General features: G+C 56.1%; 10 protein-coding genes. 7 read left to right on the forward strand and 3 right to left on the reverse strand.

The window, feature by feature from the left end; genetic code table 11:
* Positions 1 to 314: 314 nt before the first annotated feature.
* Positions 315 to 10,451: an Ig-like domain-containing protein gene (locus tag OXR61_RS21760; protein ID WP_021508105.1), complete on the forward strand. Its 10,137-nt coding sequence runs from the start codon at positions 315 to 317 to the stop codon at positions 10,449 to 10,451.
* A 73-nt stretch (positions 10,452 to 10,524) separates the two neighbouring features.
* Positions 10,525 to 11,415, forward strand: a complete 891-nt coding sequence (locus tag OXR61_RS21765) for an OmpA family protein (protein WP_267412552.1) — start codon at positions 10,525 to 10,527, stop codon at positions 11,413 to 11,415.
* Positions 11,416 to 11,499: 84 nt separating this feature from the next.
* Here the strand turns inward: OXR61_RS21765 and uspA are convergent, their stop codons facing one another.
* Positions 11,500 to 11,937 (reverse strand): universal stress protein UspA, encoded by a 438-nt coding sequence (gene uspA, locus OXR61_RS21770; RefSeq protein ID WP_021508107.1) that lies wholly within the window; start codon positions 11,935 to 11,937, stop codon positions 11,500 to 11,502.
* Positions 11,938 to 12,358: 421 nt separating this feature from the next.
* Between uspA and uspB the strand changes: the two genes are divergently transcribed.
* The gene (uspB, locus tag OXR61_RS21775; RefSeq protein ID WP_010618665.1) at positions 12,359 to 12,694 is read left to right on the forward strand and encodes a universal stress protein UspB; all 336 of its coding nucleotides are present in this window, start codon (positions 12,359 to 12,361) and stop codon (positions 12,692 to 12,694) included.
* 78 nt (positions 12,695 to 12,772) lie between these two features.
* Here uspB and pitA read toward each other — a convergent pair whose 3' ends face one another.
* Positions 12,773 to 14,272, reverse strand: a complete 1,500-nt coding sequence (gene pitA, locus OXR61_RS21780) for an inorganic phosphate transporter PitA (protein ID WP_021508108.1) — start codon at positions 14,270 to 14,272, stop codon at positions 12,773 to 12,775.
* Positions 14,273 to 14,512: 240 nt separating this feature from the next.
* Here pitA and OXR61_RS21785 point away from each other — a divergent pair, with 240 nt between their 5' ends.
* Both OXR61_RS21785 and OXR61_RS21790 read left to right on the forward strand, forming a co-directional pair.
* Positions 14,513 to 15,697, forward strand: coding sequence for an NAD(P)/FAD-dependent oxidoreductase (locus tag OXR61_RS21785; protein ID WP_031279812.1), 1,185 nt, complete (start codon positions 14,513 to 14,515; stop codon positions 15,695 to 15,697).
* 360 nt (positions 15,698 to 16,057) lie between these two features.
* Positions 16,058 to 16,405, forward strand: coding sequence for a hypothetical protein (locus OXR61_RS21790; RefSeq protein WP_136548270.1), 348 nt, complete (start codon positions 16,058 to 16,060; stop codon positions 16,403 to 16,405).
* A gap of 176 nt (positions 16,406 to 16,581) precedes the next feature.
* On the opposite strand, the gene OXR61_RS21795 is transcribed toward OXR61_RS21790, so the two are convergent.
* On the reverse strand, positions 16,582 to 17,202 hold the full coding sequence (locus OXR61_RS21795) for a hypothetical protein (protein WP_021312984.1): 621 nt from the start codon (positions 17,200 to 17,202) through the stop codon (positions 16,582 to 16,584).
* A 229-nt stretch (positions 17,203 to 17,431) separates the two neighbouring features.
* Between OXR61_RS21795 and OXR61_RS21800 the strand changes: the two genes are divergently transcribed.
* Both OXR61_RS21800 and OXR61_RS21805 read left to right on the forward strand, forming a co-directional pair.
* A complete protein-coding gene (locus OXR61_RS21800; RefSeq protein ID WP_021508111.1) occupies positions 17,432 to 18,058 on the forward strand; it encodes a response regulator in 627 nt (208 codons plus the stop codon).
* 2 nt (positions 18,059 to 18,060) lie between these two features.
* On the forward strand, positions 18,061 to 21,684 hold the full coding sequence (locus OXR61_RS21805; RefSeq protein WP_021508112.1) for a transporter substrate-binding domain-containing protein: 3,624 nt from the start codon (positions 18,061 to 18,063) through the stop codon (positions 21,682 to 21,684).
* The last annotated feature ends 255 nt before the right edge of the window (positions 21,685 to 21,939 follow it).

The following is a 21,939-nucleotide window of genomic DNA, read 5'->3' on the forward strand; positions in this document are numbered from 1 at the left end:
TTTTTTGATATCAGTGTTGCTATTTTTATGTTTTTTGTTTTTAAGGGTGAAATTACTGATAAACATCCGGCTATATAAGATTTTTCCCCTAAGAGATTAATCTTAATATTTATTTAAGTCATTGATAAAATTAATTATCTGTATTTTTTATCTGGATTTGTTTTGCGACATGTCTCAATAAGAAAGTGCGGTCCTTGTTGATATTATTTCCGCGTTAAGGATGGGGCTTTCATTGTGCTCTCTCATCCGGGAAATTTCTCAACGCTAACCTGGTTGTTTAGCGTGACTATTAAAATACATGGACTAAATAAATTATGAACGCCATCCCCGTTAATGTCGCCGTTGTAGACAAAAAAACGGTTGTCGAAGCGCAGGTGCTTCGCAACGGTAAAAATGGAAAACCAGTAAAAATCAAAGCCATTGCCAATGGGAAATATATCCTTGCTGAAGGTGAGAAGGGTGTTGCACCTGAAAACATCACCGTCAAGCGCGTAGGCAAAAGTCTCTGGGTTATCCTGGAGGATGGCGATCTGGATAAACCCGACCTCATCATTGAGGATTTTTTTGTTTACCCTGGCCAGCTGGTTGGTAAAGCAGAAGATAACGCTTTCCATGAATACATCGCCTCTGATGCGCGTGATGATCACGAAGCTGCAGCGCTTGCTGATGGCGATTATTCAGCGCTGGTACTCGGGTCAGATTCCGTCCCGGGGCTGGATAATCTGCTGATTGCCGAAAATGGTCTGATTAATCCGATGTTGTTAGGCCTGGGTTTACTCAGCGCTATTGGTGCAGCGGCAGGCATCATTTATCACAATCACAAAAAAGATCACGGTAAGTCAGGTGAGGGTGAAGGCGGGAATCTGCCTGATCCGGTATTCACGCGAGGCGCAACCATTGATGCGGTGACGGATAACGTGGGCGCCATTCAGGGACCGCTGGCCAGCGGCGACTATACCGATGACGCGACGCCAACTCTGAGCGGCACCGGCACCAATCCTGGTAATACTGTTGAGATCTGGGATAACGGCACAAAAATTGGTGAAGCCATTGTCGATCAGGACGGTAACTGGACATTTACGCCAGGCACGGCGCTGGCTGAAGGCGACCATAGCTTTACGGTGATTGAACGCGACGGTAAGGGTAACACCAGCCAGCCTTCCGAACCGTTTGAGCTAATTATCGATCTCAAAGCGCCAGCACAGGCGACGCTGGACAGCGTATTCGACGATCACGGTTCGCTCACCGGGTTGATTGCCAACGGCGAGGCCACCGATGACAATACGCCGACCCTTTCCGGCAAAGCGGAACCGTACAGTACCGTATCGATCTACGACAACGGTGAAAAAATCGGTGAAGCACTGACTGATGCCAACGGCAACTGGACCTTCACCCCTGCAACGGCACTGGCTGATGGTGAGCACGCATTCACCGTGGTAGCTGCCGACCGTGCCGGTAATATCGGCCTGCCCTCTGCTCCTCACATCATCACTATTGATACGCAGGCACCGGTAAATCCGGGCATTGGTGAAGTCACTGACAACGTGGGTAGCATTGTCGGACCGGTAGACAACGGCGGCAGCACCGACGACAGGACTCCTACCATCGGCGGCGGCGGCACGCCTGGCGACGTGGTAACCATTATTGATGACGGCAAGCCGATTGGCAGCACTGTCGTGGGTGATGACGGCAAGTGGGAGTTTACGCCGGAACAACCCCTGGAAGATGGTGAGCACAACATCGGTATCATCATCACCGATCCGGTCGGCAACGAGTCTGCACCTTCAGATGATTACACCATTATTGTCGATACCCAGGCACCGGATAAGCCGCGCATTGTTGCGGTTATCGACAATCAGGGTGAACAGCAGGGTGAACTGCAGCCGGGCGATACGACCGATGATGCGCTCCCGACCATAAAAGGCGAGGCTGAAGCTGGCAGCATTGTTAACCTGTATGACAATGGCGTGCTGATTGGCTCCGCGCGTGCAGACGCCGCAGGCAACTGGGAATTTACTCCGAACAAACCGCTCAGCAATGGCGGACACTCTCTCACGGCAGAAGCAACTGACGCGGCGGGTAACGTCAGCGAAACGTCTGACAGCTTTGATTTCACCCTGATCACCGGTGGTGTGCCAAGCGCGCCGGCGATTATTGGTGTGCTGGACGATGTGGGTGATATTCAGGGCAACGTCGCGAAAAACGGTGTCACCGATGACACCCGCCCAACCGTGCATGGCACGGCGCAGCCAGGCTATACCGTTTCCGTTTATGACGGTGATGTGCTGCTGGGCACCACCACCGCTGATGAAAACGGCCGCTGGCGCTTTACACCGGAAGTGGACCTGGCTGAAGGTGAACATCAGCTGTCCGCTACTGCTACCGATGCGGCGGGCAACATTAGTCCGCAGACCGGCGTGTATCCGATCATCATTGACACTACCCCGCCAGAAAATAGCGGCGACAACACCCTGACTGATGATGTCGGCGCGATTCAGGGCCCGATTAACAGTGGCGATACCACTGATGACGCCACGCCAACCTTTGACGGTAAAACTGAGCCGGGCGCTGTGGTAATTATCCGTGATAACGGTGAAGAAATTGGCCGCGTTGTCGCGGACAAAGACGGTAACTGGACATTCACCCCGGAACAACCGCTAGCCGAAGGCGATCACAGCTTTACCGTACAACCGGTAGATAACGCCGGTAACAAAGGTGAAGAAAGCGCGCCAGTCGACTTCATCGTCGATACCTCTGGTGTTGAAGTGACGATTATCAACGTCTATGACGACGCAGGCGAAGCTGGCTACGTGCAAAAAGGTGGCGTGACTAACGATGCTACGCCGACCATCAATGGTTCAGCGACGCCAGGCGCGCTGATCCATATTTATGACAACGGTGAGCTGATTGGCTCCGCGCTGGCAAATTACAAGGGCGAATGGTCATTTACACCAGCGGAGCCGCTGAATGAAGGCGAACACAGCTTTACTGCCACGGCGACGACCGAAGCCAATGGCGTCAGCGCACCGACCGCACCGTTTGATCTGATCATTGATATCACTGCCCCAGGCAACGACGGCATTGACGAGGTGCAGGATGACGTAGGTAGCGTTCAGGGACCCGTTGAAAGCGGCGAGGTGACTGATGACAGCACGCCAACGCTGGTTGGTGGCGGCACGCCGGGTGACGTGGTGACCATTATTGATAACGGCGAAACCATCGGTAGTACCGTCATCGGTGATGACGGCAAGTGGGAATTCACGCCAGAAACGCCCCTCAACGACGGTGAACACGAGTTTGAAACCATAATCACCGATCCGGCGGGTAACACCAGCGAACCGTCCGATCCTTACACTGTCATCGTGGATACCACCCCACCCGCGAAACCGGAAATCGGCGATATCATTGACGATGTCGGTAACGAAACCGGGCCGATCGAAAACGGAGAATCAACCGACGACACGCAGCCGACCATCGGCGGTGGCGGCACACCGGGTGACGTAGTAACTATCATCGACAACGGTAATCCAATCGGCAGCACCGTGATCGGTGACGATGGCAAGTGGGAATTTACCCCGGAAGAGCCGCTGGAAGACGGCGAACACAATATCGGCATCATCGTGACAGATCCGGCAGGTAATGAATCCTCACCGTCTGACGATTACACCATTATCGTGGATACGCAGGCGCCAGAAAAACCTGTAATTAAAGAAGTATATGATAATCAAGGTGATAAGCAGGGCGCACTCAATCCGGGCGAGGTGACGGATGACGCCCAGCCGACCGTGCGCGGCGAAGCGGAGCCGGGTAGTCTGGTCAATCTGTATGACAATGGCCAGCTGGTGGGTTCAGCTGTCACGAATGCTGAAGGCCAATGGGAATTCACGCCAACCCGACCGCTGCTGAACGGCGCGCATTCACTCACTGTGGAAGCGGTCGATGCGGCCGGTAACGTTAGCGAACCGTCCGACAACTTTGACTTCATGCTGGAGGCCGGCGGCGCGCCGACCGCACCGGCCATCACCGGCGTAATGGATGATTTTGGCGATGTGCAGGGCACCATCGAAAAAGGCGGCGTGACCGATGACGTTCGTCCTACCATTAACGGTACCGCGCAGCCGGACAGCGTAGTCACCGTGTATGCCGATGGTAAAGTGCTGGGGACCGTCCTGACCGATGCCGCAGGCAAATGGTCATTCACGCCGGATAGCGATCTGGCCGAAGGCCTGCGCAATCTGAGTGCCACCGCGACCAACGCGGCCGGTAATATCAGTCCGTCAACTGGCCTCTACCCGATTGTGATTGACACCACCGCGCCAGATGCCAGCAGCGACAATCAGCTGACGGATGACGTTGGCGACATTCAGGGGCCGATTAATAGCGGCGACACTACGGATGACGCGCAACCAACCTTCAGCGGTGTGACCGAGCCGGGTGCGACCATTATTATCCGCGACAACGGCCAGCCGATTGGCAGCGCGGTCGCCGGCAAAGACGGTAACTGGCGCTTTACGCCGGACCAGCCGCTGGCGGATGGCGATCACAGCTTCACTGCGCAGCCAGTTGATAAAGCCGGTAATAAAGGTACGGAAAGCCAGCCAGTTGACTTCATTGTCGATACCTCTGCGGTGCTGGTGACCATCAATAGCGTCTATGACGATGCGGGTTCTGTCACGGGCAACCTGACCAGCGGTGCGGTCAGCGATGACACCACGCCAACCCTCAACGGTTCGGCGACGCCAGACGCGCTGATTCATATCTATAACAACGGCACGCTCATCGGTTCCGCAAAAGCCAACTACAAAGGCGAGTGGAGCTTTACGCCAGATGTTGCACTGGCGGAAGGTGAACATCACTTTACGGCTACGGCGACAAACGCCGCCGGAACCAGCGCCGAGTCGTCACCTTTTGACCTCACCATCGATCTGACCCCGCCAGTCGTGGGCGGTATTGATAGCGTACAGGATGACGTGGGCACGGTGCAGGGCCCGGTTGACAACGGTGGCATTACTGATGACACCACGCCAACGCTTGTAGGTGAAGGCGTGCCGGGCGACGTGGTGACCATTATCGATAACGGTGAAACCATCGGCAGCGCGGTAATTGGCGAGAACGGCAAGTGGACCTTCACGCCGGAAACGCCGCTCAACGACGGCGAGCACAAATTTGAAACCGTGATCACCGATCCGGCCGGCAACAGCAGCCAGCCGTCCGATCCGTACATTGTGACTGTTGATACGCTGGCGCCGAACAAGCCAGCGATTACCGAAGTGTTTGATGACCAGGGCGATCGCACCGGTGCGCTGAAATCCGGTGATACCACCGATGACAGCATTCCTACCGTGAAGGGCACTGCGGAAGCCAACAGCCTGGTGAAGATTTATGACAACGGTGAACTGATCGGCAGCGTGCGCGCTGACGGGCAGGGCAACTGGCGCTTCGAACCGGGCAAACCGCTGGTTAACGGCGCACACTCGCTGACCGTGGAAGCGATCGACGCGGCGGGCAACGCTAGCGAGCCATCAGAGAAGTTTGACTTCTCGCTGGCAGCCGGCGGTAAGCCAACGGCACCGGCTATCACTGGCGTGATGGACAACGTAGGTGACATTCAGGGTGCAATCCAGAAAGGCGGTCTGACCGACGACGCGCGTCCGACCATCAACGGTACCGCCCAGCCGGGCAGCATCGTTACGCTGCTGGTTGATGGCAAAGCTGTGGGCAGCACCCAGGCCGATGGCGCCGGGAACTGGTCATTCACGCCGGACAGCGATTTGGCGGATGGTGTGCGCAACATCACCGCTACCGCCACTAACGCGGCCGGTAATATCAGTCCGGAAACCGGGGCGTATCCAATTGATATCGATACCTCCGCGCCAGAAGCCAGCAAAGGTAATCAGCTGATTGACGACGTTGGCCTGGTGCAGGGTCCGATTAACAGCGGCGACATCACCGATGACGCGACGCCCACCTTTAAAGGTAAAACCGAGCCGGGCGCCACGGTAATCGTGCGCGATAACGGTAATGAACTGGGTCGCGCGGTAGCTGATAAAGACGGTAACTGGAGCTTCACGCCGGATCAGCCGCTGGCGGATGGCGACCACAGCTTTACCGTTCAGCCGGTGGATAAGGCCGGTAACAAAGGGCCGGAAAGTGACGCCATTGACTTCACCGTAGACACCTCCAAAGTGGTGATTGCTATCACTCAGGTGTATGACGATGCGGGCAGCATTACCGGTAATCTCACGTCCGGTCAGGTGACAGATGACACCACGCCGACCCTGAAAGGCACCGCAACCGGCAACGCGCTGGTGAAAATTTACGACAATGGCCAGCTGATTGGCAGCACGGTGGCAGCCAAAGACGGCAGCTGGAGCTTTACGCCTGGCGTTGCGCTGAGCGAAGGGCCGCACAGCCTGACGGCGACCGCCACCACGCCGGCACACGGCGAGAGTGAGGCCACAGCCGCCTTCGATATCACTATTGATATCACGGCGCCAAACAACGCGGGTATTGAGGATGTCCGTGATGACGTGGGTACAGAGCAGGGCACCGTGGACAACGGCGGCGCGACTGACGATACCACGCCAACGCTGACTGGCGGCGGTAAACCGGGCGACGTGGTAACCATTATCGATAACGGTGAAACCATCGGCAGCGCGGTAATTGGCGAGAATGGCAAGTGGACCTTCACGCCGGAAACTCCGCTCAACGACGGTGAGCACAAATTTGAAACCGTGATCACCGACCCGGCGGGCAACAGCAGTAAGCCGTCGGATCCTTATGTAGTGAATGTGGATACGCAGGCACCGAATAAGCCAGCGATCACTGAAGTGTATGACGATCAGGGCGATCGCCGTGGACCAATCGCTGCAGGCGACACCACTGATGATGCGACACCGACGGTACGCGGTACCGCTGAAGCCGACAGTCTGGTGAATATTTATGACAATGGCGTGCTGATAGGCTCAACCCGCACTGACGGCAAAGGCAACTGGAGCTTCGAGCCACCGTTACCGCTGGCCAACGGTGCCCATGCGCTGACAGCGGAAGCGGTAGATGCCGCTGGTAACGTCAGCGAGTCGTCAGACAAGTTTGAGTTTGGCCTGATCAGCGGCGGTGTGCCGAATGCGCCGGCGATTACCAGCGTAATGGATAACGTAGGAGACATTCAGGGCCTGGTGCAGAAGGGAAGCGTCACCGACGATGCACGACCAACCATTAACGGTACCGCACAGCCGAACAGCCTCGTTACGCTTTATGCAGACGGCATTAAGCTGGGCACGGTAACGGCAGACGCCAACGGTAACTGGAGCTATACGCCAGCCAGCGATCTGCGTGACGGCGTGCATAACATCAGCGCGACTTCCACCAATGCTGCCGGCAACGTCAGCCCGGAAACCGGCGTCTATCCGATTGAAGTGGATACCACGGCGCCAGGCAACATCATCAATCCGGTACTGACGGATGATGTCGGCCAGGTACAGGGGCCGATTCGCAGCGGCGAGACCACCGACGATGCCACGCCGACCTTTAGCGGTAAAACTGAGCCGGGCGCTACAGTAATTGTGCGCGACAACGGCAAAGAGTTGGGCAGAGCGGTCGCCGATGACAGCGGTAACTGGACGTTTACCCCGGGCACGCCGCTGACAGATGGCAAGCACAGCTTCACCGCGCAGCCGGTCGATCTCGCCGGTAATCAGGGCCCAATTGGCGGGGCGATTGACTTTACCGTCGATACTTCTGCGGTGGTGGTAGCGCTGACTCGCGTGGAAGACAACGCCGGCAGTGTCAAAGGCGATCTGAGTTCCGGCCAGGCCACCGATGACACCACGCCAACGCTGTATGGCACCGCGACGCCGAACGCGCTGGTGAAAATTTATGACAACGGCAAGCTGATTGGTCAGGTAAGCGCTAACGCGCAGGGCCAGTGGAACTTCACGCCGGGTACAGCGCTCAGCGAAGGTTCGCACGCCCTGACCGTGACGGCGACCACTGAAGCACACGGCGAAAGTGAGCCAACCAGCCAGTTCGATCTGCTGATTGACATCACCGCGCCGAACAAGGGCGTGATTGACTCCGTCAGCGACGACGTCGGCACGGTTCAGGGACCAATTGGCAAAGGCGGCTACACCGATGACACCACGCCAACCCTGTCTGGCCGCGGTACGCCAAATGATAAGGTCACCATCATCGATAACGGTACGCCGATTGGTGAGGTCACCGTTGGTAACGACGGGCGCTGGAGCTTTACCCCGACTACGCCGCTTAACGATGGTACGCACAACTTCACCGTGGTGATGACCGATCCGGTGGGCAACAGCTCGGCACCGTCTGACGTCTGGCCGGTGATTGTCGATACCCAGGCACCGAATCCGGTAGTGCTCACCAGCATTATGGATAACGTTGGCAGCGTGACCGGCCCGATTCAGCGCGACGGCACGACCGATGATAAGCGACCAACGCTGAATGGCACCGCCGAGGCCAATAGCCTGGTGACCATTTACATTGGTGAAGTTGCAGTAGGCTCGGTGAAAGCGGATGCCAGCGGCAACTGGAGCTTTACGCCGGGCAGCGATCTGGCTGACGGACGCTATGAGTTCACCGTCACTGCCACCGACGCGGCCGGTAACACCAGCTACCCAACCCAGCCGTGGGCGATAACCGTTGATACCGTGGCGCCGAACCTGCCAGCGATTGTACGCGTCTACGATGACGCCGGCAGCATCACCGGTGATGTGCTGAACAACGGCATTACCGATGATAAGCGGCCGACCATCAGCGGCACCGCCGAGGCCAACAGCACCGTTACCGTATACATCGACGGTACGGCTGCCGGTACGGTACGCACCGATGGCAGCGGTAACTGGAGCTTTACCCCGGGCAGCGATCTGGCCGATGGTCTGCACCGCATTACCGCCACCGCCACCGATACCGCAGGCAACACCAGCGGCCAGACCGCGGCGTGGAACATTACCGTAGACACCGTGGCACCGAACGCACCGGTAATTGTCACCATTGAAGATGATATCGGCAGCATTAAGGGCAACATCGATAAAAATGGCTTCACTGACGACAAGCGGCCAACCATCAACGGCACCGCCGAGGTCAACAGCCTGGTAACCATCTACATCGACGGCAAAGCGGTGGGCAGCACCCGCGCCAATGGCAGCGGTAACTGGAGCTTCATCCCGGCCAGTGACCTGTCGGACGGACTGCATCACATCAGCGCCAAAGCCAGTGATAGCGCTGGCAACAGCAGCGGTGAGGCTGTGACCTGGGATATCACCGTTGATACAGTGATCAGTACCCCGACCATCGATACGGTGTATGACAACGCCGGCAGCAAAACCGGTAACGTGGCTAACGGCGGTAAAACCGATGACACCACGCCGACGCTGTCAGGCAAGGCGGAAGCCAACAGTGTGGTGACCATTTATGATGGCAGCACCAAACTGGGTTCGGTGACTGCGGGCGCGGATGGTAAGTGGACCTTTACGCCATCGCCAGCGTTGAGTAAAGGTACTCATAATTTCAGCGTACAGGCAACGGATCAAGCAGGTAATAACAGCGAGAAATCTCCTGGCTGGAACATAATAATTGCTAATGATGTAGATTTGGTTAAAGGTTCAGAGGACTTTAATAATGCCGGTGGTACCGGATATAAAAATTCATATACTCTTCCTAGTGGACTTACTTTTTCCTCTGATGGTGAATGGCAAATAGGGGGGAGCAAAAATGGAACAAATATTTTGGCGATGTGGCAGTATACCACGGTTACATTTACCTTTGGAGTCAATAAAGTAATATCAGACATTGAGTTTACTGTTTTAGGATGGGGATCTGTTCAGGGGCAACCTTCAAGGCCAATGACAATCAAAATTTTTGATGAAGAAGGAGTATTAATATCGACTCAATCAATCTGGGCCAATCTCTACGAATCTAAAAAATTCGAATATGTTGCCCCAGCAGGAAAAGTAATCGGTAAAGTTGAAATGTATACAGATGACCCTTATGGTCTTGGTATAGATAATGTTAGCTGGAGTAAGCATAGTAATGCTGCTTCCTCAACTGCCTATAATGATTTTATAACATCGGAAGATGAAAGCCTTTCTTATATGGTTCAGGATTCTCATCGATTTGAAAAAGAAGAAGAACCCTTATTTACACATGAAAATGAAGAACTGAAAAATATGAATCTTTCAGAGCTTATAGTTTTTTCATCTGAAGGTATTGGCCTTATCTCTTCCAATCAATCAATAATTGATGGTTCGATTGATGACAGAATAATCCTCTCTGATCTCCTTAAGGATGGCACCGATCTCGGCGACTGGTCACAGGTGGCGGGCACGATTACTCAGGGCGGCCATGTCTATGATGTTTATCGTCACAGCGGAGTGGAAGGTGAATTGCTGGTGCAGCAGGGGGTAAAAGTCGAACTGGATAATCATTAATCAGCCGTGGCTTTTTTAACCTGTTAACCATCAATACTAATCGGGTGCCCTTGTGGGCACCCGTGGAGGAGTTATGAAAACTTTCAGCCTTACCCTGCTGGCCGCACTGCTGGCCGGTTCCGCCACCTTTAGTCATACCGCGCTGGCGGCAAAACCGTTCGGTGAACTGTATCAGCCGGTGAGCGGCGTATCGGCATCGCAGACCCAGGTGGTGTACTACCGCACACTGGCGCAGTCGGGCAATGATGCGGCGCACGTGTATGTCGACGGCGAATTCCAGACCGCGCTGCTGCCGGGCGGTTTCAGCGTATTTTGCCTCAAACCGGGCAGCCACTCGCTGGATAACTACATGAAAGACGCGCCGCGCTACAGCGGCAAGCGCGCCCAGGCGTGGCGCGACAACTTTGCCGGCGGCACCACCTACTTTGTGCGCCTCGGCAACGTCACCACTGGCCAGCCGCAGGTGGTCAGCCGCCAGCAGGCGGAGCGGGAACTCAACGGAGCGCAGCAGCAGATTCACGCGCTGTCGAGCGCATCATCGGTAGTGAAGTGTGACAACCTCGCGCCGCGCAGCTACAAAGACTACGTGCTGGCCGGTGACGTGCTGTTTAACTTTGGCAAATCGTCCATTGGCGATATCTCCGCCGCCGGCCGCCGCGCGGTCGGCGCGCTGATTGCCGAGCTGCAGCGCGATCGCGCCGAGCTGAAAAGCCTCGAAGTGATTGGTCACACCGACCCGATTGGTAACGCCAGCGCCAACCGCCAGCTCGGTCAGCAGCGCGCTGCTACGGTACGCCAGATGTTGATTGACGGCGGCCTGCCGGCCACGGTGATCCGCGCCAGCAGCGCGGGCAGCAGTGAACCGGTGGTGGAGTATTGTGAAGGGTCGCGCGCCGCACAGATTGCCTGTAACGCGCCGAATCGCCGGGTCGTCGTACGGGTGGCGCTGAACCAACAGCCGTAAGCGTCAGGAATTTCCCTAAGCCATGTTGTAGTTGTTCTGTTATTGCAGTCTTTTGCCCCTCGGTCCGAGGGGCATTTTTACTGGTTATTCCTCTTCCTCGTCGCGCAGCGGCACAATCAGCATATCGATATGCACGGTATTGATCAGCTGGCGCGCCGACGACATCAGCTTGCTCCAGAAATCCTGATGATGGCCGCACACCACCAAATCGACATCGTATTTTTTAATCGCGTCCACCAGCACCTGGCCGAGATCGCCGCTGCCGCTCAGGGTTTCGCTAATCGGGTAACCGGCGTTGGTGGAAAGCTCGCGCAGCGCGGTGTGTGTCTCTTCCGAAATTCGCTTCTGCATGTCGCCGAGGTTGACGTCAATCAGCCCGGTGTAGAGATCTGAATAGTTCACGTCAACGTGAATCAGCGAGATTTTTGCATCATAAGGACGGGCCAGTGATACCGCTTTATCAACCAGTAACTGGCTTTCCGGGGAAAGGTCTACTGCAATCAGGATGTGTTTATAAGCCATGATAAAACTCCTTTCTCAAGATTCTGGGGCAACCGAATTTCTGCCGTTCGGCTGGCGTAATCCTTTGCGCGTAACGGCGATGAAGCGCCACCAACCACAATGTCAGCCACGCAGGCGAATAATTGTTATATCCCGAGTATAGCCAGAGTGGGTAGCAAATGCTGCAAACCGAAGCCCGGCTGTGAGTCAGATCATGGGTTATCGCTTTTTTCGCTCGCGCTGAACGAAAATCATCGCTGGAAAAAATTTAAACAGATCTCCTACACTGAAAATGAGGGCCACTCCCGTCCGGGTAGCGCGCTCAGGTCCGCATAACAACAATGCAATTCGATTCATCTGTGGCTGGCTTATTTCCCGTGGGGCGTCTGCAGCTTTTCCCCGCTGCAGGTAACGTCATTGCGGCTCCAGCCGGGAGGGGAACATGATCAGCACTATCGCGCTTTTTTGGGCTCTGTGTGTGGTTTGTCTGGTGAATATGGCGCGTTACTTCTCATCGTTGCGCTCACTGCTGGCGGTGCTGCGCGGGTGCGATCCGTTGCTGTATCAGTATGTTGATGGTGCCGGTTTCTTTACGTCCCACGGTCAGCCGAGCAAGCAGGTGCGGCTGGTGCGCTATATCTGGGAGAAACGCTATCGCGATCATCACGACGATGAATTTATTCGTCGCTGCGAGCGGGTGCGTGGTCAGTTTGTTCTGACCAGCGGGCTGTGTTTTCTGGTGGTGGTGAGCCTGATCGCCTTAGCGATTTGGCACTGAGAGGGGGAGCGGGTTCTGTCGCGGCGCGCTGTGTTGTATTCGCAACGCACTACGACAGAACCCTGCAACGCTGAAGCGTTAAATCAGCTTCAGCGCAATCCAGTACAGCGAGCCAGATAGCAAAATACACACCGGCAGGGTGAATACCCAGGCCATCGCGATATTTTTGATGGTGCGGCTTTGCAGACCGCCGCCATCTACCAGCATGGTACCGGCAACCGACGATGACAGAATGTGCGTGGTCGAAACCGGCATCCCGGTGTAGCTGGCGATACCAATCGACACCGCCGCCGTTACCTGGGCCGACATGCCCTGCGCATACGTCATTCCTTTTTTACCGATCTTCTCGCCGATGGTGGTCGCCACGCGGCGCCAGCCAATCATGGTACCAATGCCGAGCGCCAGCGCGACCGCCACGATAATCCAGACCGGCGCATACTCAATGGTGCCGAGCAGATCGCCTTTCAGCTTATTAAGGAAGCGCTTATCGTCGGCGCTGGTCTCCGGCAGCTTAGCGGCTTTGTCCGCGGTGTCGGAGATGCACAGCAGCAGACGACGCATCTGACCGCGCTGGTCAGGCGTGAGATCGCTGTAGCTCTGCAGATTACCCAGCAGACCCTGCGCACGGTTAATCGCATCAAGCGCACGGGAGCTATCACAATGGAACTCCTGCGGGCCGCCGAGCGACTCTTCCGGCGTCGGCACCGCCGGTGGCGCCATCTGCACGATGTGCGTCAGCGACTGGCCGTGCTGCTGGTAATACTGCTCCAGATGGTTCACCGCATCGCGCGTGCGGGTGATGTCATAACCGGAGGCATTCATATTCACCACAAATCCCGCCGGTGCGACGCCAATCAGCACCAGCATGATCAGGCCGATGCCTTTCTGACCGTCGTTGGCACCGTGCGAATAGCTCACACCAATGGCGGAGACAATCAGCGCGATACGCGTCCAGAACGGCGGCTTTTTCTTGCCGTCGATCTTCTCGCGGTCAGCAGGTGTCATGTGGATGCGAGCCCGTTTTTTGGTGCTGCTCCAGTAGCGACGCAGCAGGAAAATCAGGCCACCCGCAATGATCAGACCAACAATCGGCGACAGAATCAGTGAGAGGAAAATATTGATGACTTTCGGCAGGTTCAGCGCATCCACCACCGACGTGCCGGTCATCAGCGCATTGGTGAGACCAATACCGATGATGGCGCCGATCAGCGTGTGCGAACTGGACGCCGGTAAGCCGAGATACCAGGTACCGAGATTCCAGATAATCGCCGCCAGCAACATGGAGAACACCATGGCAAGCCCATGCGCCGAACCGACATTCAACAGCAAATCGGTTGGCAGCATATGCACGATGGCATAAGCCACGCTCAAACCGCCGAGCAGCACACCTAAGAAGTTGAACACACCGGCCATCACAACCGCCAGTTGCGCCCGCATCGCACGGGTGTAAATGACTGTAGCGACCGCGTTGGCAGTGTCGTGAAAGCCGTTGATTGCTTCGTAAAACAACACAAACAGCAGAGCAAGAACCAATAACAGGCCGGTGCTTAGGTCAAGACCAGCAAACAGATGTAGCATAAACGTTACGCCATTTTGGAGGACATGAACGCGGCGCATTATCTGCGACAACGTGCGCTATGGGAAAGAAAAATATAGCTCTTTTTTGTCTTAAATTTGTCATCCGGCAGGTAATTAAAGGCAAAAAGACCGCAAAATGAGCAAGTTACAATATGACACATTTACGGCAATTTTTTGTCGCTGGCGCGAAAAGCCGCAGATCTCTACAATCAGCGCCTTTCAATCAGGTGGGTTATGGCCGTGGAAAAGTTTGACGTTATCATTATTGGTGCAGGCGCGGCCGGCATGTTCTGCGCGGCACAGGCCGGGCAATTGGGCCGTCGCGTATTGCTGCTGGATAACGGCAAGAAGGCAGGGCGCAAAATCCTGATGTCCGGCGGCGGCCGCTGCAACTTCACCAATCTCTACACCGAACCGGCGGCGTACCTGTCGCACAATCCACATTTCTGTAAATCGGCGCTGGCGCGTTACACCCAGTGGGATTTCATCGATCTGGTTAATCGTCACGGCATCGCCTGGCACGAGAAAACTCTCGGCCAGCTGTTCTGCGATGATTCGGCGCAGCAGATTGTTGATCTGCTGCTGAAGGAGTGTGAAGCCGGCCAGGTGACGCTGCGGCTGCGCAGCGAAGTGCTGAACGTGGCGCGCGACGACGACGGTTATACGCTGCAGCTGAATGGCTCGGCGGTTCGTGCGGACAAGCTGGTGATCGCCAGCGGTGGTCTGTCGATGCCGGGACTGGGGGCAACACCGTTCGGTTATAAGGTGGCGGAACAGTTTGGCCTGCGCGTCCATCAGACGCGCGCCGCGCTGGTACCGTTTACGCTGCATAAGCCGCTGCTGGAGCAGCTGAACACGCTTTCCGGCGTGGCGCTGCCGACCACCATCACTGCTCAGGACGGCACGCTGTTTAAAGAGGCGATGCTGTTTACCCACCGCGGCCTGTCCGGTCCGGCGGTACTGCAGATTTCCAGCTACTGGCAGCCGGGCGAGTTTGTCACCGTCAACCTGTCGCCGGAGACCGCGCTGGACGATTTTATCGACGTGCAGCGTGCGGCGCATCCCAACCTCAGCCTGAAAAATAGCCTGGCGAAGATCCTGCCGAAGCGGCTGGTGGAAGTGTTGCAGGAGCTGCAGCAGATTCCGGACGTGACGCTGAAGCAGCTCAACAGCAAGCAGCAGAGCGAGCTGGTGACTACGCTGCACCAGTGGCGCGTGCAGCCAAACGGCACCGAAGGCTATCGCACCGCCGAAGTGACGCTGGGCGGCGTGGATACTTCGCAGCTGTCGTCTAAGACCATGGAAGCACGCGATGTGCCGGGGCTCTATTTCATTGGCGAAGTGGTGGACGTGACGGGCTGGCTCGGTGGCTATAATTTCCAGTGGGCGTGGAGCTCAGCGTGGGCGTGCGCGCAGGCGGTTTAATTTTTTAATAGTCGAGTGGTTTTTCCCTCACCCTAACCCTCTCCCGCAAGCGGGAGAGGGAACTGACCAGTGCATGCCTTTCACATTTCCACTCGCTGCGCCTTCCCGGTTAACAAATGTTACGTACTGCATTCCCCGCCCGCAGCGGACCGCTCCCTCTCCCGCTTGCGGGAGAGGGCCGGGGTGAGGGCAAACCCAAACCCAAACCCAAACCCAAACGACTAAGAATCTCCCCCATTTGTCAGACTGCACTGACCGGCGCGTAGGCCTGGTCTCATTAACCTTAAACCTGCCAGTCCTTAAAATAGCCTGAGGCCAGCCGGTCAGCACAGGGGAAGCGCAGGGATGAAAGACGCATACATGGATTGGTTCATTCACCACTTTATTCAGCCGCCGCGCCAGGCGCGCGTGCGTTTGCTGGCTTATACCGGCGGGCCGGTGGCAGCGCATCAGCTGGCGAACAGCCTGCCGCGCTGGCTCACTAACGATGTGCAGCACCTGCGACGCGGCATGATGCGCGAGTACCGGGCGCAGATTAACGGCATGGCGCATTTTCCGGCGCTGGTGACGGATTTCAATGACGCGCGCACGCTGGCGCTGGGGGAACTGCAGCCGCAAAGGTGTAAGCTAAGGCTGGTGATTAGCCCTGCAGCCGGGAAATTTTTCCTTTTCGACCAGACAGGCGATGTATGGATAGGTTGTATTTAACGTCTGATTTGTTTTGGACACGCCATGGCAGGGGAAATTAAAGCCTGAAAGGATGCTGCTACAACAAAATTTTGTCGCGCTGTTAAAGTTAGCATTTTGTTGTTATCGGATTATTCCCTCCGTGTCAAAAATCGAGCGCTGTTAACGCAAGAAAATTTTATTAACTAAAAGTGACATCATTGTGATGTCCTTGATGCGCACGCCAGCATGGCATTAAGCGATGAAAAACCGCTTCTTGCCAGGCAATTAATTTTGCTACGACTGATTTCACGTGGGTGCAGTCCCATTTCCCGTGCAATCAACGACGGTTTCACTCCGCGTAATAAAGCACAAATAACGCGTTTTTCACGTATGAGGGCGTTTTTCCCGATTAACTGTTCTTCAATAGACTCAGGGTTAGCTTGCAGCAGATTATGTATTACCTGATGCAGCGTCGTTAATTTTTCTTTTTTCATTACCACATCACTGAAGTCTGCATCCAGGAGTGTGCGACGCATCGCCTTAGCTTCTTCATCCAATAAAATCAACGTGCTGCCTTTGAACCATTCAGGAATGAGAAGTAACTCTGCCAGACCTGCCGCATCACGAGGCAGGTCGGTAATCACTAAATCGGCATAACTAAACATGAGCTCATCTGATATCGCTTCTGGCGCACCCAGTATCGTTTGCACTTCACATCCCGGGAGTGAACGGCAAAGCTCTTGTAAACCGGTCTGCGCAAAATTGCAGCTTAGCGCAATAATGATTTTTTTGGGTTTATTATCGTCACCAGTGTTGAACAGAATATCCATTCCCATTTTTGTGCTCTTATTTTATGACGGTTTGTGAAATTGTTTACAGGGTGATTAATTGCGACATAAAGATCATACGATTAATGTTCTTACAAAGATATGGGATTGTTCATCGGTGTCGTGTAGGACATGGCCTACGTTTTGTTATTTGATTATTATTGATTATTTGTTGAATTTATTAGTCTAATAGTTGGATAGAGGAAGTTTATATTTGGCTACTGACAGGAAATGAATCATGGCGAACTTTATCGTCGTCGACGATCATCCCATGGCGCGTATGGCTGTAACTTTTTTACTTGAAAAAGAAGGGCATACCTTAATTGCCGAAACTGATGATGGTCGCGAAGCACTCGAGCTGGTTGATCAGCATTACCCGGAAATCGTCGTAATGGATATTGATATTCACTCGATAAATGGTATTGAAGTCGTAAAAACTCTGCGCGCCAGGAGTTTTCCGGGTATTATTATTATCGTCTCAGGTAAGAATCAGAGTTTCTATGCAATACAGAGTATTCGCTGTGGCGCAAATGGTTTTATCAGTAAAAAAGACAATTTGCCGGAAATCATCACCGCAATTCGGGCGGCACAAAATGGTTATGGCTACTTTCCGTTAGCCGGTATTAATGCACCACCGGAACAGAGCAGCACTCATCCCGATATCCGGCTGCTGGAATCGCTGTCACCGCAGGAATTTCAGGTGTTCACTTATCTGTTGAAGGGGCTGGATAACATGCGCATTGCTAACCGCATGAATCTCAGCAATAAAACCGTTTCAACTTACAAAGGCCGTTTGCTGGAGAAATTGCACTGCAAAAGCCTGCGCGATCTCTTTACCTTCGCCAATCGTAATCATATGGAGTAGCGATGCTGCGCCTGGTCACTCTGCTTCTGCTGCTGTTGAGCCCGCTACTGGCCGCCCAGCCGCAGCCCGAAATATTTCAGTTGTTCAGCCGTGAAAAGCTGGCACCGATGCATATTGAGTTGAGCGGTGACGAGTGGCGCTGGCTGCGCATTAAACATGAGCTGCGCATCGCGGTGTGGGCACCGGAGCTGCCGCCTTATCTGATCTTTCAGGAGGCAGCGGGCAGCGGCAACAGCGTGGAAGGGATCTACGCCGATTATCTGCAACTGCTGGCGCGTAATCTTGGCGTGCAGGCGGTGATGGTGCGTTATCCCAGCCAGGCGGCGGCGCAGGCAGCGGTGAAAAGCGGCGCGGCGGACGCCTTGTTTAGCTCGCCGGGGCGCGAACTGCACGATGCGGCGGCCTTCAGGGCGACAGACAGTTTTCTCATCAATCGTCCGGTGGTGATCGCCGCGGAGAAGCAGGCCTCACAGCCGGTGCCCTACGATGCGCCGCTGCGCCTCGCCATGCGCGAAGGCTCTCTTACCGATGCTCAAATCAAACAGCGTTTTCCGCAGGCCAGTATAGTGCGTTATCCCTCCAGCCAGGCGGCGCTGGCGGCGGTGGCCAGTGGCGAAGCGGATTACGCGCTCGGCAGCCTGCTGGCGGCAGCGTTTCTGATTGAGCGCAGTTATGTCAATCAGCTGGCGCTGGCAGCGATTTTGCCGGAAGACGCGCTGTACGGCAGCCGTCTGGTGGTGAAAGCCGATAATCAGCCGCTGTTGAAAGCGCTGAATGCCGCCATCGCCGCCATTCCCGGCGAACAGCAGCGGCTGATTTCTCGGCAGTGGACGCAGCGGCCGGACGTCTGGCGTTTGCAGGAGCCGCTCAGCCTGACGCCGCGCGAGCAGCAGTGGCTGCAGCAGCATGCGCAGGTGAAAGTGGCGTTCAATCCGTTCTCTGCACCGCTGGCGCTGCTGGATGAGCAGGGTGAATTTCAGGGCATTAGCGCCGATCTGCTGCATCTGATCCAGCTGCGCACCGGGCTGTTTTTCACCCCGGTGCCGGCGTATTCGTGGCATGACGGCCTACAGCAGCTGGAGCAACATCAGGTAGCGATGCTGGCGGCGGTGGCGCAGGATGGCGGCCATCAGGAGGCGGTGCGCTTTACCCGACCTTACCTGAAGGTGCCGCTGGTGCTGCTGGTGCCGGACCAGCCCGATGCGCCGCAGGCGCTCTATCCCGGCATGAAGCTCAGTATCGTCAAAGGCAATCCGGCGCGTCAGGCGCTGCTGGATCGCTTCCCCACGCTGCAGCTGTCTGAAGTGGATAACGCCAGCCTGGCGCTGCAGCTGTTGCAGGAGGGCAAGGTCGCCGGGCTGATCGATAACCAGCTGAGCGTGAACACGTTACTGGCGCGCTACGCGCAGCAGCCGCTGAAGATCGTGTCGCGTCTGGCGCTGCCGCCGGTGGAGCTGAGCTTTGCCGTCAGCCGCGATCAGCCGGAGCTGCTGAGCATTATTGATAAGGCGCTGGCCGACATTCAGCCGAGCGAGATCTCGCTGATTGCCAGCCGCTGGCAGGGCACACCACAGACCACGCGCACCACCTGGCAGCTGTACCGCGCGCAGTTTTACGCCATCACTCTGCTGACCGCGCTGCTGCTAATCGCCTGTCTGGCGTGGGTTTACTATCGCGGCAAAGAGGTGAAGCATCGCCGTCGCGCAGAAGCTGACCTGCAGGCCGAACTGCGCTTTCGCGATGCGCTGCTGAATGGCCTGCCAACACCGGTCTATGTGCTGGATCGCAACTGGAACGTGGTCAGTGCTAACGGTGCGTTTCAGCGCTTTTTTGCCGGCGTCGACGCGCAGCGCCTGAGCTTTTCGCTTTACGATCAACGCCATCCGCTGTCGCCGCTCATCAGCAAACTCTATCCGCTGATGAGCCCGGAAGCGGTCAACGATCCGGAGCTGGTGGCGCTGGCGCACAACAGTCTGTGGGGCGATACCGCCCAGGATCTGGAAATTGAGATCGAAAATGGCAGCGAAGCGCGCATGGTGCACCACTGGGCGCAGGAACAGCGCGATGCGCAGGGCAATATTACCGGACTGATCTGCGGCTGGCAGGATGTTACCGCCTACGAACTGCTGATGCTGGCGCTGCAGGCGGAGAAAAAGGTGGCGGATGAAGCCAACCGCGCCAAGAGTTCGTTTCTCGCCACCATGAGCCATGAGATCCGCACGCCGATCAGCGCCATCATCGGCCTGCTGGAGCTGGAAGGGCGCAAGCAGCGCGACAATGAAGCCATTCAGATCGCCTACGAGTCGGCCAACACGCTGTTGGGGCTGATTGGCGATATCCTCGACATGGCCAAGATTGAGAGCGGCCAGCTGGAGCTGATGCCGGAGTGGGTCAGCACCGAGCAGCTGGTGCTGCCGGTGGTGCGGTTGTTTGACGGCATGGCCAGCGGCAAAAATCTGACGCTGCACTACCACAGCGACACGCCGCCGGGGCTGGAAGTGTTTATTGATGCCGCGCGCTTCCGCCAGGTGATCGCCAATTACATCAATAACGCCATCAAGTTTACCCACGAAGGCGGCGTGGAAGTGCGGGTGATCGGCCATGAGTGGGAAGACGGTTCGCTGGAGCTGGAAATTGAGATCGAAGACAGCGGCGTGGGCATCAGCGCTGCCGATCAGGCCAAACTGTTTCAGCCGTTTGCCCAGACCGAAGAGGGACGCAAGCAGACCGGCACCGGCCTTGGCCTGGTGATCAGCGCCCAGCTGCTGGAGAAGATGCAGGGCACCATGAACCTCAACAGCCAGCCGGGACGCGGCACGCTGATTCAGCTTAATGTAATGATGCCGGCACGCCGGGCGCGCAAGCTGCTGGAGAAAACCCGCGTGGCGCGCAGCCGTGCGCTGCCACAGCTGAATATTCTGGTGGTCGACGATCATCCGGCCAACCGCCTGCTGCTGCGAAGCCAGCTCAGCGAGCTGGGCCAGCAGATCAGCGAAGCCAGCAGCGGCGAAGAGGCGCTGGCGCTGCTGGCGCATCAGGCGTTCGATCTGATTATTACCGACTGCAATATGCCGGGCATGAGCGGCATCGAACTGACGCAGACCCTGCGCCGCAGCGGCAACGCGGTGAAAATTTTTGGTCTGACGGCGAATGCGCAGTCGGACGTGCGCGTGCGCTGTCTTGAAGCGGGCATGAACGCCTGCCTGTTTAAGCCGCTGAAAATTGACAAGCTGGCTGAGCTGCTGAGCAGCAACGAGCCGGCCGCCGAAGTGCCGGCGCTGGATGCGCTGCTGTCGCTCGAATCGCTGCGCGCCATGGTGTATCACGACGATGCGATGGTGGCGAAGATGCTGGAGAAAGTCAGCGAGGAGAGCCGCAACGATATGCAGCAGTGCTGGTATCATTTTGATGCGCAGGACTGGACGGCGCTGGCCTCGTCGCTGCACCGGCTGGGCGGATCGGCGCAGATCATTTACGCCAGCGAGATCGATGATCTGTGCGGGCAGATCGAGCGCGCCTGCCAAAGCGCTGAAGATCAGGAGGTCATCCGCGAAGGGCTTCTCCTGCTGGAAGAGAAGCTGGATACGCTGAACCAGTCGGTAGTGCATTATTTGCAGGCGTCGTGATAGCGCGGTGCGGTAATTGAAATGCGCGATGAATCGCGCCGCTACGGTTTGTGCGAATGGATAATGCAGATATCCCTTCCATGTGTTGCCGCTGATAACCGCACGGATGGTAGCGGCGCAATTTATTGCGCAATGACGTTTATCTAAGAAAACATTTTCATGCCGGTGCGCATGAATGCGCACCCTACGATGCTGTGCAACCTTGCCACAGATGCGCATGAATGCGCCTGACGACAAAACCTGTCCCGCATCGTT

The sequence above is a fragment of the Pantoea sp. GM_Pan_4 genome (assembly GCF_026541005.1).
GTDB classification, from domain to species: domain Bacteria; phylum Pseudomonadota; class Gammaproteobacteria; order Enterobacterales; family Enterobacteriaceae; genus Pantoea; species Pantoea dispersa.

Coding starts and splice junctions, on each gene's coding strand:
- OXR61_RS21765 (WP_267412552.1), top strand. CDS start 10,525: ATGAAAACTTTCAGCCTTACCCTGCTGGCCGCACTGCTGGCCGGTTCC.
- pitA (WP_021508108.1), bottom strand. CDS start 14,272: ATGCTACATCTGTTTGCTGGTCTTGACCTAAGCACCGGCCTGTTATTG.
- uspA (WP_021508107.1), bottom strand. CDS start 11,937: ATGGCTTATAAACACATCCTGATTGCAGTAGACCTTTCCCCGGAAAGC.
- OXR61_RS21760 (WP_021508105.1), top strand. CDS start 315: ATGAACGCCATCCCCGTTAATGTCGCCGTTGTAGACAAAAAAACGGTT.
- OXR61_RS21790 (WP_136548270.1), top strand. CDS start 16,058: ATGGATTGGTTCATTCACCACTTTATTCAGCCGCCGCGCCAGGCGCGC.
- uspB (WP_010618665.1), top strand. CDS start 12,359: ATGATCAGCACTATCGCGCTTTTTTGGGCTCTGTGTGTGGTTTGTCTG.
- OXR61_RS21795 (WP_021312984.1), bottom strand. CDS start 17,202: ATGGGAATGGATATTCTGTTCAACACTGGTGACGATAATAAACCCAAA.
- OXR61_RS21805 (WP_021508112.1), top strand. CDS start 18,061: ATGCTGCGCCTGGTCACTCTGCTTCTGCTGCTGTTGAGCCCGCTACTG.
- OXR61_RS21800 (WP_021508111.1), top strand. CDS start 17,432: ATGGCGAACTTTATCGTCGTCGACGATCATCCCATGGCGCGTATGGCT.